The organism is Silvimonas amylolytica, assembly GCF_014645555.1.
Classification (GTDB): Bacteria; Pseudomonadota; Gammaproteobacteria; order Burkholderiales; family Chitinibacteraceae; genus Silvimonas; species Silvimonas amylolytica.
In genome coordinates, this window is the sequence record NZ_BMLY01000001.1 from 469,020 (window position 1) to 481,144 (window position 12,125).

The window sequence follows — 12,125 nt, forward strand, 5'->3', positions numbered from 1 at the left end:
TATCCTGGCTCAGTCCCAGATTTTCCAGGGCGCTTTGCCCTGGTCCCACATCTGGTTCAACTGGATTTTATCGCGCAGCGTGTCCATGCATTTCCAGAAGCCATGATGACGATAAGCCTTGAGCTTGCCATCGCCCGCCAGCCCTTCCAGTGGCTCCCGCTCGAAGATGGTGGCATCCCCTTCCTTGATGTAATCGAACACGCCGGTACGGCAAATCATGAAACCCGCGTTGATCCAGCCCAGATCGCCCGGCGGTTTTTCGTGAAATTCGCGGATATAACCGTTGGCATCTTCGTCCACCAAGCCAAAGCGTGGCTCTGGCTGCACACAGGTCATGGTCACCAACGCATCTGGCGAGGCCTTGTGTTGCGCCAGTTGTTCGGCAATGTTGACGTCGGATACGCCATCGCCATACGTGAGCATGAAGTCTTCGCCGCCAAGATAGTCCCGCGCCCGCAAAATACGGCCCCCGGTTTGCGAGGACAGGCCGGTTTCCAGCAGGGTGACTTTCCAGGCTTCAGACTGGTTGCGGTGCACCTCGATCTGGTTATTAGAGAGATCAATGGTGACGTCGCCCTGGTACAGGAAATAGTTGGCAAAGAACTCCTTGATGTGATTGCCCTTGTAGCCCAGCAAGACCACAAATTCGGAATAGCCCTGCGCGGCATAGATCTTCATGATGTGCCACAGAATCGGGCGCCCGCCGATCTCGACCATGGGCTTGGGTCGCAAATCTGTTTCCTCACCAAGACGTGTACCCAGACCGCCCGCAAGAATGACCACCTTCACGCTGTGTTTTCCTTCATTCACGCCCCGGTTTGCACCAGGGCTTCAAGTACGGAATTAGCTCTCATCATGGCGGCCTCAAAAACACCGCTAGCCGCGCTGAAAACCACGCCTCGCTCGCTATCTTGCTGCCCGGCCGCCCAATTGGATACCACGGCCAACGCCGCATAGGGCACGCCTGCTTCGCGCGCCAGCACGGCCTCAGGCATGCCGGTCATCCCCACCATATCGCCGCCATCCCGCTGGATGCGCCTGATTTCAGCGGCTGTTTCAAGCCGTGGGCCTTGAGTACAGGCATAGGTGCCGCCATCAACGACGCTCACGCGGCTTTGCTGCGCAGCATCCAGCAAAGCCGAACGTAGATCATTGGAATAGGGTTCGGTGAAATCGACATGAGTAACCGGGTGTTCGCCGACCTCAAACATGGTCTGCTTTCTACCCCAGGTGTAGTCAATAATCTGATCGGGCACCACCAACACCCCCGGCCCCATATCGGCCCGAATGCCGCCGACCGAGGCAATCGCCACGATATGGGTAACCGATTGCTGGGTGAGCGCCCAGATGTTGGCGCGGTAGTTGATCAAGTGTGGCGGAATGGTGTGACCGTAGCCGTGACGTGCAATAAAGACCACCGGGCGTCCCGCTACCTCGCCAAAAGTCAGTGCGCCAGATGGATCACCATAAGGAGTGCGCACCACCAGTCTGCGCGTGACTTGCAAATTCGCCGGCTGACCCGCGCCGGTTCCCCCAATCAGGGCAAGCATGCATTGTCCTCCTGGCCTGGCGGGTACGCCGGGGCGCGTTATATGCCATTCGATTCTTGCATCATATCGGCATCTGACCGCAATTACTAAACGAGAAAAAGGGGCTGCGCGATCGCAAGCCCCTTTGTCTTTGAATCCACACCAAAAGTTTTTACGCCACTGCGTCTGTTATACGCACCTCAAGCAGCCTGCTTGCCGTTAATCCCGCAGCGCTCACGCACGTAAGCGGCAAATTCTTCGCCCACTTCCGGGTGCTTGAGGCCCAGTTCGTAGGTCGCCTTGAGGAAGCCGAACTTGGAACCACAATCGTAACGCGTACCCTTCAGCGTATGCGCCAACACGTGTTGTTCCTGCATCAATGCAAAGATGCCATCCGTGAGCTGGATTTCCCCACCTTTGCCTGGCTGCACGCTTTGCAGATGGTGGAAAATACGCGGCGTCAGCACATAGCGACCGACCACAGCGAGGTTGGACGGCGCTTCTTCTGGCTTGGGTTTTTCAACAATTGAGTTGATCTTGAGGCGGCCACCTTGTGATTCCGCCACTTCCACAATGCCGTAAGAGCCTGTGTCTTCATGCGGGACCTCTTCAACGCCCAGCACGGAGCAATGGGTGTCATCAAACAGATTGACCATCAGTTTGAGCTCAGAAGAGCGGCCATCAATCAGGTCATCCGCCAGAATCACGGCAAACGGCTCATCACCCACGGCGGGCCGGGCGCACAGTACGGCATGTCCCAGGCCCAGCGCTTCGGGCTGACGGATATACACGCAGGTGACGCCCTTGGGCAGAATCCCTTGCACGATATCCAGCAGCTTTTGTTTGTTCTTGGCGGCCAGTTCGCTTTCAAGCTCATAGGCTTTATCGAAATGGTCTTCAATGGAACGCTTGTTGCGGCCCGTGATGAAGATCATTTCAGTGATCCCGGCGGCCAGCGCTTCTTCTACCGCATACTGGATCAGTGGTTTGTCCACGATGGACATCATTTCTTTAGGGCTGGCTTTGGTCGCCGGCAAGAAACGTGTCCCCATCCCGGCTACCGGGAATACTGCCTTACGAATTTTCTGCATACCGATCCCTTTACTTTGATGTCCCGAATCCAACAAACCCAGACGCAGTGCCGCACCCATGACCTGATCAGCCTGGCGCTGATGCAGTTCGTCCGGCCATTGCGAGACCGCGGAACGCCCCAGTCCGAGCGAATCGGCAAGACGCGTTTGCGAACCGAACAAGCGAATGGCTTCTGATTTGTGCATAGCATCAATGTTCAGACAATTAAACAGGCAAGTCAAGAAAAGAAGTTTCTCGATAATTGTTTAATTAAATAAACATCAGCGGATGGATGGTTGCAATGCGGGACAAACACTGACGAACGGGTCAGTCGCATTGCAGGTAGATCAGCCAGGCAAGGCGGCAAGCAGCTGGGCCTCATCCCAGATCGCAACACCCAGCTCTTCTGCTTTGGCCAGTTTGGAGCCTGCTTCTGCACCAGCGACAACCACATCGGTTTTCTTCGAGACACTGCCACTCACCTTGCCACCCTGCGCCTCGATCAGTGCCTTGGCATCATCTCGCGACAGCGTGGGCAAGGTGCCGGTCAATACAAATGTTTTTCCGGTAAACACCCCCTGCACCACCTCGGATTCTTCTGGCAACGCGGTCAGCAAGGTCGTGCACCATGCATCCAGTTCTGCCAGATGCGTCTTGTTGCCGTCGTCCGCCAGCCATTGCTGCACGCTGGTTGCGATATCTGCCGGCAGCGCGGCCAGCTTGCCGGGATCGGCGTGCGCCAGATCCACCACGCTCGGAAAAATCGCCACCAGTTGCTTCGCGCGGGTTGCTGTCAGCCTGGGGATTTCCAGCGCGGCCAGCAACGAAGCGGTTTCCAGCTTTTCTCGCAGCGATGGATTGGGTGCGTGCTCAGCCACTGGCTGTACGCCGGCATCGAGCAGATCATCCAGCGCTTTCTGGTTTTTGGGTTCCGCAAAAAAATCCGCAATCGAATCTGCTACCGTACCGCCGATATCCGGCAACACGCGCAATACCGCCGCGGGGGCGTGGCGCACAAATGCCAGTGAACCCAACCAGTCTGCCAGGGTTTTGGCGGTAGATTCGCCGACGTGGCGCACACCCAATGCAAACAGTAGCCGCGCCAAAGGCGGGTTCTTGCTGGCCTCAATGGCTTCAAGCAGATTTTCTGCCCATTTGGTGGCGACCTTGCCTTGCGCGACGGTTTCCGGGGTGACGCCATCGCGCTCATCCGCACGGCGTTTCATCTCCAGAAAGTCATCCAGCTTGAGCCGATAAAGATCGGCTACGCCATGGACGTAATCCAGTTCCACCAGGTTGTCGATATACCGGCCACCAAGGCCATCAATATCCATTGCCCGCCGCCCGGCAAAATGCCAGATCGCTTCTTTACGCTGCGCCGAGCAGAACAACCCTCCAGAGCAGCGTGCAATGGCCTCGCCTTCTTCACGTACCACGTGTGAACCGCATACCGGACAGGTTTTGGGCAGGCTATAAGCCGGTTCACGCGGGACTTGCTGCGGGTTGAAGAGATCACCCCCCGGTTGCTCAACCATCGGCCGGCGTTCCAGCACTACGCTGACCACTTCCGGAATGACATCGCCAGCACGCCGCACAACAACAGTATCGCCAACGCGCACATCTTTGCGGCGCACTTCGTCTTCGTTATGCAGCGTTGCATTGGTGACCGTAACGCCACCAACAAATACCGGCTGCAGCCGGGCCACTGGCGTAATCGCACCAGTCCGGCCTACTTGCACGTCAATGGCATCGACAACCGTCAAGGCCTCTTGCGCCGGGTACTTGTGAGCAATAGCCCAACGCGGTGCGCGGGAGACAAACCCCAATTCTTCCTGTTGGGCAAAGCTGTCGACTTTGTACACCACGCCGTCAATCTCGTAAGGCAGGCCCGGACGCTTTTCGCCAATGCGCTGGTAATAGGCCAGCAAACCTTGTGCACCTTGAACGCGATCACGCTCTTTGCATACCGGCAAACCCAGCTCGGCATACCAGTCCATGACTGCCGATTGCGTCGCCGGCAGTGGCGCCCCTTCGCAAGTGGCGATGCCATAGGCAAAAAATGCCAGGCGGCGAGATGCGGTAATCCGCGAGTCCAGCTGCCGGAGCGAACCGGCTGCCGCATTGCGCGGGTTGGCAAACGTCTTCTGGCCTTTGGCCACCTGGTCTTCGTTGAGGCGATCAAAGTCTTTCTTGAACATCAGCACTTCGCCGCGCACTTCCAGCAACGTCGGGAATGGCACGCCTTCCTTTTGCTGCAAACGCAACGGGATAGCGTTGATGGTACGCACGTTGCGGGTGACATCTTCGCCAGTAGCCCCGTCACCGCGGGTGGCGGCTTGCACCAGTACGCCGTTTTCATAGGTCAGCGACATAGCCAGACCATCAAACTTGGGACCAACGTCATAGAAGACTTCGTTAATGCCCAGGCCCTCACGCACGCGTCGGTCGAAAGATTCGACGTCTTCGTCCTCAAACGCATTATTGAGCGAGAGCATCGGCACACGGTGCGCCACGGCGGCGAACTCCGGCAACGGCGCACCACCGACTCGCTGGGTAGGGGAATCCAGCGTGATCAGTTCAGGGTGAGCCATTTCCAGCGCTTGCAGTTGGCGGAACAGGCGGTCGTACTCGGCATCCGGCACAGTCGGGTTGTCGAGCACGTAGTATTCGTGGGCATATTGATGCAAAAGGCGGCGCAGTTGCGCCGCCTGTTCGGTAAGCTGGGTCATGATGCTGTCCGTCAGCGCTGGCACGGGGCCATATGACCCCGTGTATTGCGGTCAATCTTGATATCGGCTATCAGGCAAACAAACGCAAGGCTGCTGGCGAACCAGGCTCAATACCTTGTTCATCCATCTGCGCGTAGATCTGGCCCAACTGGTCATGAATATTGGTCAAACTGGCATTGGTCAGCGGTTTGCCGTTGTCATCAACCAGTGTGGCGCCAAGTTGGGTGCATAACTGAATGGCAAACTGGCAGACATATTCAAATACAGACAGACCGCCCGCAGCACGTGGCACATCGAACAGCAGCGTAATGCCTTCGGAGGTCGTGCCAAATGGCGTCTGATCGTGATTGGTCAACGAAAACAAGGTTTTACCACTGTCACTGCGATACTGGAAGGAGCCATCCGGCGCTTTCACAAGGCCGGCATGCTCGGCCAGCACGCGTACTTTTTCCATGGGCAACGGGTTGCCGGTTGCCATGACATTCAGACCGATCATGACATCTACCGAGGCGCAGAATTCGTCCAGTTGCGCTGCAGTTGCCAGCTTGGCCGAACGCTGCGGGAAAGTTACAGAGGCTTCGTGTTCATCAGCAAACTGCTGCACGGCCATGCAAAAACCATTGAGTTGCTCCTGGGTGAGCGCACCCTGACGATCAACCAGTTGCAGACCAATACGCAGCTCACTGAAAGCGTTGCCGGTGCTGCCGTAAACGGTTTGCCACTGTCCCGCTTCATTCAGACCGATCACGCGCACACGCTTGGCCGCCGGGAACGGCGGCACGTCGCCAGCCGGGATATCGACCCCAGCGTGCACTTCAGCAATGAAATCAAAAGCGGGATCAAGCAAGCTGGTCTCAGCGTCTTCGTCAGAGGTAGCAGATTGTGGTGCAGATTGAGCTGCAGGTTGCGGGCGCGGCACCACTGATGCGGGCGATGCCCATGCTGGTTCATCAGTAGTAGCAGGCTCCTCTTCCTGGAAGACTTCGCCCACGGTATGGCCAGCCAGAACGGGTTCTTCCCGCATGTCACCCGTTTTGGCAGCGGGCGTGTTGAGCGCGGGCTCCAACCGTTGGTTATCGCCCTTGCGCACCACGTTTTGCGGCGTTTCAAGTAGCACGTCTGGCTGGTTACGGGCGAAGGCTTTGGCGGCCTGTTTGCGGTAGCGGTGTTCCTGCCACCAGTTGAATGCGTAGACGGCGGCGACGATGGCGCCGCCAGCAATCAGCGAACCAAGTTGCAAATCAGTCATGATTCCTGGCTGTATTTATCGTGTTGGCCCCTACCCCGTTCCACGGGAAAGGCGGCAAATTCATCAAACGGTTGCGGCCTCACGCATGGACAATGCGGTTTCGATATCCACCGCAACCACACGCGAAACCCCTTGTTCCTGCATGGTAACGCCAACAAGCTGTGCCGCCATCTCCATGGTCAGCCGGTTGTGACTGATATAGAGGAATTGCGTGCGTTCGGCCATCTTTTTGACCAATTCGCAGAATCGCAGTGTATTGGCGTCATCCAGCGGCGCGTCAACTTCATCCAGCAGACAGAAAGGCGCCGGATTAAGCCGGAACAGCGAGAATACCAGACTTAACGCCGTCAGTGCTTTCTCGCCACCCGATAACAAGTGGATGGTACTGTTCTTTTTGCCCGGTGGCTGCGCCAGAATGGTCAGGCCAGCGTCAAGAATCTCATCTCCCGTCAGCATGAGTTCGGCGTGGCCACCACCAAACAGCAAGGGAAACAGCTCCTGCAGGTTACCGTTGACTGTGTCATAAGTTTCCTGCAGCAAAGCACGCGTTTCCCGGTCGATGCGGCGAATGGCATTTTCCAGTGTTTCTACTGCTGCGGCCAGGTCGCCGGCCTGGGCATCAAGGTACTGCTGACGCTCGCGTGCTGTATTCAACTCTTCAAGCGCCGCCAGGTTGACCGAACCCAGATTACTCAGCGCCTGGCTCAGTCGACCAATCTCTGCCGCCAGCGTGGATATCTTCACGCCTGCGCCCAGTTTTTCACGCAGCGCGGCTTCGTCTGCGCCGGCCTCCTGCAGCTCTTCGGCAAATCGCTCCAGAGCCAGACGCGCTTCCTGCTCTTTCAGGCGCGCAGTGTTGACCGCCTCTCGCGCGGGCTCCATACCCGCCTCAATGCGTTGTTTCTCTGCCTCGTTGTCCCGCATTTGTTGGGCAAAGCCATTGAGTGCATCGCGCGCGGCGGCCAGCGCGCGTTCTTTTTCGCCACGCAGGTTGATCGCATCCTGAAAACCAACGTCGAAATCACCTTCATGAATCTCTTCCAGCTCCAGCGTGAGCGATTCCAGTCGCTCAGCCACCAGTTCGCGACGATGCTGGAGGTCTTCATCCCTGCGTGACATATCGGCAAGACGCGTTTGCGCTGCCTGAACGGCAAAGCGGGTTTCCTGCGCCATACGCTCGGCCTGACGCAAGCGGCTACGCTGTAGCTCACACGCGGATTCTGCCTCTGCCCGAGCCAGCTTTTGCGCATCCAGCTCTTCTTGCAGTGGTTCTAGCGCTGCTTGCGCGTCCTGGTGAGCCGTTTCGGTTTCCTGGGCTGCGTAGATTTCTTCTTCTAGCTGAAGCTGGATGGTTTCCAGTTCTTCTTGCCACTGTGCGGACTGACGCACACGCTGGGCATCCGCCTCTTCAAGCCGTGCGCTTTGGCGCGTCAAATCAGCCGCTTCAGCTTGCAGCCGGACCAAAGTGGCACGCTGTTGCCGCAATCGTTGTTCGATGTCACTCAACGCACGCTGAGCGGTGTCATGACTTGCCACTGCGGCTTGCCAGGCTGGCTCGCCCAGTTCAAATGCATGCAAAGCTTCTTCGAGTGCCTGACGCTGGGCCACCAGGTTGGCAACCACGCCCTGGGCAGCGTGAAAGCGCAGGCTTTGCCGGTCGCCACAATGACCATCCCTGGTCACGACAAGCCCTGCCATTGGCAATTGGCCACGGACAGCAGACCACTGAGTCACGTCTTCAAGACACCACACGGCCCCAAGCAGGTCAGCCAGAACCGGGCTCAACGCAGCATCTGCAGTCTGAACGTGATCCAGTAAGCGCGGCAGTGCGATATTTGCTGTCGATGGAGCCGCTGAGACTGGCTGAATCAAAGCAAACGCGGCGGGTGGCGTAGAACCCGGCAAGGCCGAAACCGCCCGCGCTTGCATGCGCTGACCGAGGACCGCTTCCACAGCCTTTTCCCAGCCACCGGCGATGCGTAGCGACTCATACAACTGTGGCGCCGATTGCAAACCCTGTTCAGCCAACCACACGGCCAGCGCTTTGTCATCGGCAGGTTTGGGCAGGCTTTCCAGTGCGTTGATGCGTGCCTGCAATTCACTGCGCTGGCGGGTCCGGGTATCGCGTTCTACAGCAGCGTCATCCAGGGTTTGCCGAGCTGCTTCCAGCGCGGATTCGTCTTCATCGAGTGCCAGTTGTGCGGTTTCCAGATTCAACGCAGATTCTTCCAGCAACAGCCGCAGGTTATGCAATTGTTCGCCGTCGCCCTCCTGCGTCAACCGGGAAAGATCTTGCTGCAGCCGATCGCGACGCGCCTTGAGCGCTTCACAGGTACGGACGTGATGCTGGGTTTGTTGTTGTGTCAGTTGCAGCGTATTGCGCGCCTGGGCCAACTGGTCGCGGGTTTGCTGAAAACGCTCGCCCATTTCTTTGAGCGACTGTTCCAACTCTGGCAGGCGCTGCGTTTCGTCTTCCAGTGCCAATGTGGCTTCTTCGGCCGCCATGCCGGCATCTTCCTGCCGTTGCAGCCAGTCCTCGCGCTCGGCTTCGCCCTGACGACCATTCTGGTCAATGCGGGCGAGCTCAGCCTTGGCAGCATCCAGATCATTGCTAATCCGGTCACGATTCTGCCGCAGATGCAACAATTGCTGCTCCAGGCGAGCGACCGCTGCATTGGCATCATACAACTCACCCTGCGCCGCATGGACCGCATCACTGGCGCTGAAATGCGTTTCACGCAGCACTTCCAGCGCCGCTTCCACTGCACGTAAATCGGCCAGGCGTGCTTCCAGCCCGTTCTGTGCAGCCTCAATATCGCGCCGCGTGTTTTCTACATCGCGCGCGGCATCCAGCTTGCGTTGCAAGGCCAGCAGGTTTTGCTTCTCGGTGATGGTGTCTTTCAGGTTGTTGTACTGGGCCGCTATCTCAGCCTGAGACTCGAGTTTGGTAATCTGGCCCGTCAATTCCTGGCGGATATCATCGACGCGATCAAGGTTGTCGCGCGTATCTGCAAGGCGGGTTTCGGTCTCACGGCGACGCTCTTTGTATTTGGAAACGCCTGCGGCCTCTTCCAGAAAGTGCCGTAGTTCTTCAGGGCGCGCTTCAATAATGCGCGAAATCATCCCCTGCTCAATGATTGCGTATCCACCCTTGCCAACCCCGGTACCCAGGAATAGATCGGTAATATCGCGGCGACGCACCGGCAGTTGATTGATGTAGTAGGACGACTCGCCCTGGCGTGTGAGGACGCGCTTGATGGAAATCTCGGCGTACTGGCTCCACTGACCCGCAGCCAGACCAGCGCTATTGTCGAACACCAACTCCACCGACGCCCGGCCGACGGGTTTACGCGAGCCCGAACCGTTAAAGATGACGTCTTGCATGGACTCGCCGCGCAATTGCTTGGCAGAAGACTCGCCCAGCACCCAGCGCACGGCATCGATCACATTGGATTTACCGCAACCATTGGGCCCGCAGACGGCCACCAGTTGCCCGGCGACATGAATGGTCGACGGATCAACAAACGATTTGAAGCCAGCCAGCTTGATGTGGGTAAGACGCACTGAGGGGACTGCCAGCGGTTGCGAAAGCGCCGATTGTAGCGCAATGCGGGGTGCGCTTAGGGGTGCACGATGCAGCAAGGCGTCGCAACGGCGCGACACCCTGTGCAATCAACGCTCTGCGGCAACAATAAAACAACCGGACTGGAACCGGATGCAACGCAACCCGCAGTTTTGGGTTCGACGATTAGTCGTTTTGAATCACGATCTTGGGGAACTTCGCAGAAAAATCCTGCGCCTTGATCGCCACACGGGCAGCCAGTTTGCGGGCCACCTCTTTATACGTATTGGAAATGGCGCTGTCCGGATCAGCCACAACGCTCGGTTTGCCGGCATCTGCACCCAGACGGATCGACAAATCCAGCGGCAACTGTCCCAGCAATTCCACGCCGTAATCCTTGCACATGGCCGCACCGCCGCCCTCGCCAAAAATGGGCTCGGCATGACCGCAGTTGCTGCAAATATGCACGCTCATGTTTTCGACGATACCCAGGATGGGCACGCCGACTTTTTCAAACATCTTCAAGCCTTTGCGGGCATCCAGCAAAGCAATGTCTTGTGGCGTGGTAACGATGACTGCGCCGGTGAGCGGCACTTTCTGCGACAGCGTAAGCTGGATATCGCCGGTGCCTGGCGGCAGATCGATAATCAGGTAATCGAGGTCGTTCCAGAGCGTGTCATTCAGGAGCTGCGTCAACGCTTGAGTCACCATTGGGCCACGCCAGACCATAGGCTGCTCGGTATCGATCAGGAAGCCGATCGACATCGTCTGCACGCCGTAGTTAACAATGGGCTCAATGTGTTTATTGTCTGGCGAGCTGGGCTGCTGATCTGCCACACCCATCATCGTCGGCTGTGACGGGCCGTAGATATCGGCATCCAGCAACCCTACTTTGGCGCCCTCAGCGGCCAGTGCAAGTGCCAGGTTGACCGCAGTGGTGGATTTGCCAACACCGCCCTTGCCACTGGCCACGGCGATCATATTGCGCACGCCCTGATGCAGTTGCAGGCCGCGCTGCGCAGCATGCGCCACCACTTGTGTACTGATGCGGATATCAGAACCGGTCACCCCTGCTACGGCTTTGAGGGCAGTATCAAGTTGTTGGCGAATGACCTCGTGCTGGCTCCTGGCTGGATAACCCAGCACCAGGTCAAAACTGACCAGTCCGTTTTCGAATTTGAGGTTCTTCACCCCGCGCGAGGATTGGTAATCCTTGCCAGTATTGGGGTCAATGGTCTGGCTGAGAATGTGCTGGATGGCTTGCAGATCGGGCATGGTATCGGGCGGCAGAAAGCGTGGAAAAAGGGCTGAATGCCCTTGCTGATCTTACCGCAGATTGTGGCCCACCCAGACAAAATCAAGCCCTGCCGTGCAGAAGGCCGACTTAGCGGTACAGGCCTCGCCCCAGGGTGTTGAAAATAGCCGGCACCCAGGGCTGTCTGAGTGCGGCTAACGCGTTGGTATCCCCCGCTTGCGCGGCACGCCAGAACCAGCCAGCTGATTTGAAGCGACGCAAATCAGACGGCATGTCTTTCCACTGAGGCAGTGTGTCATCCAGAATCAGTCGCGCGAGGGGGTAGAAGGCTTTCTGATAAGCGGCTTCAGCGGCGCGCGAAAGATACTGGGCCGCGAGCGCGTTGCTGCGCTCTACATGAAAACCACGCAAGTGGGCGATACCAACGTTGTAGGCCGCCCGGGCCAGCCCCTGCTCAGCCAGTTGCTGCAATATCAAGATGGCCTGGCGCTGAAGATTCGGGTCGCCGCTTTTCATCATCTGTGCGGCGCGATTGAAATTGTGTTGCAAAACAAAAGTGTGATCACGATGGTGGGCTGACTGACTCATCTGAAGACCCGTCAATGAATTTTGAGAATTCGAGAATTATTGATTGGTCATATCAAAACCGATATCAGTAAAGCCTGAAAAAAAACTGGCAACAAAAAGCCCGGCGGGTGGCCGGGCTTTTGGGTTATTGACGGTTACCAGC

General features: G+C 57.5%; 8 protein-coding genes. All 8 read right to left on the reverse strand.

Features of this window, described 5'->3' with window-relative positions; all coding sequences use genetic code 11:
• Nucleotides 1-9 precede the first annotated feature (9 nt).
• Entirely contained in the window at nucleotides 10-789 is a 780-nt protein-coding gene (gene rfbF, locus IEX44_RS02105; RefSeq protein ID WP_188688231.1) for a glucose-1-phosphate cytidylyltransferase, read from the reverse strand.
• Nucleotides 790-806: 17 nt separating this feature from the next.
• The gene (locus IEX44_RS02110; protein WP_188688233.1) at nucleotides 807-1,550 is read right to left on the reverse strand and encodes an S-methyl-5'-thioinosine phosphorylase; all 744 of its coding nucleotides are present in this window, start codon (nucleotides 1,548-1,550) and stop codon (nucleotides 807-809) included.
• A 179-nt stretch (nucleotides 1,551-1,729) separates the two neighbouring features.
• The gene (galU, locus tag IEX44_RS02115) at nucleotides 1,730-2,620 is read right to left on the reverse strand and encodes a UTP--glucose-1-phosphate uridylyltransferase GalU (protein WP_188690334.1); all 891 of its coding nucleotides are present in this window, start codon (nucleotides 2,618-2,620) and stop codon (nucleotides 1,730-1,732) included.
• A 327-nt stretch (nucleotides 2,621-2,947) separates the two neighbouring features.
• On the reverse strand, nucleotides 2,948-5,329 hold the full coding sequence (gene ligA, locus IEX44_RS02120; RefSeq protein WP_188688235.1) for an NAD-dependent DNA ligase LigA: 2,382 nt from the start codon (nucleotides 5,327-5,329) through the stop codon (nucleotides 2,948-2,950).
• Nucleotides 5,330-5,399: 70 nt separating this feature from the next.
• A complete protein-coding gene (locus IEX44_RS02125; RefSeq protein WP_188688237.1) occupies nucleotides 5,400-6,578 on the reverse strand; it encodes a cell division protein ZipA C-terminal FtsZ-binding domain-containing protein in 1,179 nt (392 codons plus the stop codon).
• Nucleotides 6,579-6,641: 63 nt separating this feature from the next.
• The gene (gene smc / locus IEX44_RS02130; RefSeq protein WP_188688238.1) at nucleotides 6,642-10,142 is read right to left on the reverse strand and encodes a chromosome segregation protein SMC; all 3,501 of its coding nucleotides are present in this window, start codon (nucleotides 10,140-10,142) and stop codon (nucleotides 6,642-6,644) included.
• Nucleotides 10,143-10,326: 184 nt separating this feature from the next.
• Nucleotides 10,327-11,415, reverse strand: coding sequence for an iron-sulfur cluster carrier protein ApbC (apbC, locus tag IEX44_RS02135; protein WP_188688239.1), 1,089 nt, complete (start codon nucleotides 11,413-11,415; stop codon nucleotides 10,327-10,329).
• A 109-nt stretch (nucleotides 11,416-11,524) separates the two neighbouring features.
• Nucleotides 11,525-11,983 carry an SEL1-like repeat protein gene (locus IEX44_RS02140; protein ID WP_188688242.1) on the reverse strand — a complete coding sequence of 153 codons (459 nt, stop codon included), beginning with the start codon at nucleotides 11,981-11,983 and terminating at the stop codon, nucleotides 11,525-11,527.
• Nucleotides 11,984-12,125 lie beyond the last annotated feature (142 nt).

Coding starts and splice junctions, on each gene's coding strand:
- galU (WP_188690334.1), bottom strand. CDS start 2,620: ATGCAGAAAATTCGTAAGGCAGTATTCCCGGTAGCCGGGATGGGGACA.
- apbC (WP_188688239.1), bottom strand. CDS start 11,415: ATGCCCGATCTGCAAGCCATCCAGCACATTCTCAGCCAGACCATTGAC.
- ligA (WP_188688235.1), bottom strand. CDS start 5,329: ATGACCCAGCTTACCGAACAGGCGGCGCAACTGCGCCGCCTTTTGCAT.
- IEX44_RS02140 (WP_188688242.1), bottom strand. CDS start 11,983: ATGAGTCAGTCAGCCCACCATCGTGATCACACTTTTGTTTTGCAACAC.
- IEX44_RS02110 (WP_188688233.1), bottom strand. CDS start 1,550: ATGCTTGCCCTGATTGGGGGAACCGGCGCGGGTCAGCCGGCGAATTTG.
- IEX44_RS02125 (WP_188688237.1), bottom strand. CDS start 6,578: ATGACTGATTTGCAACTTGGTTCGCTGATTGCTGGCGGCGCCATCGTC.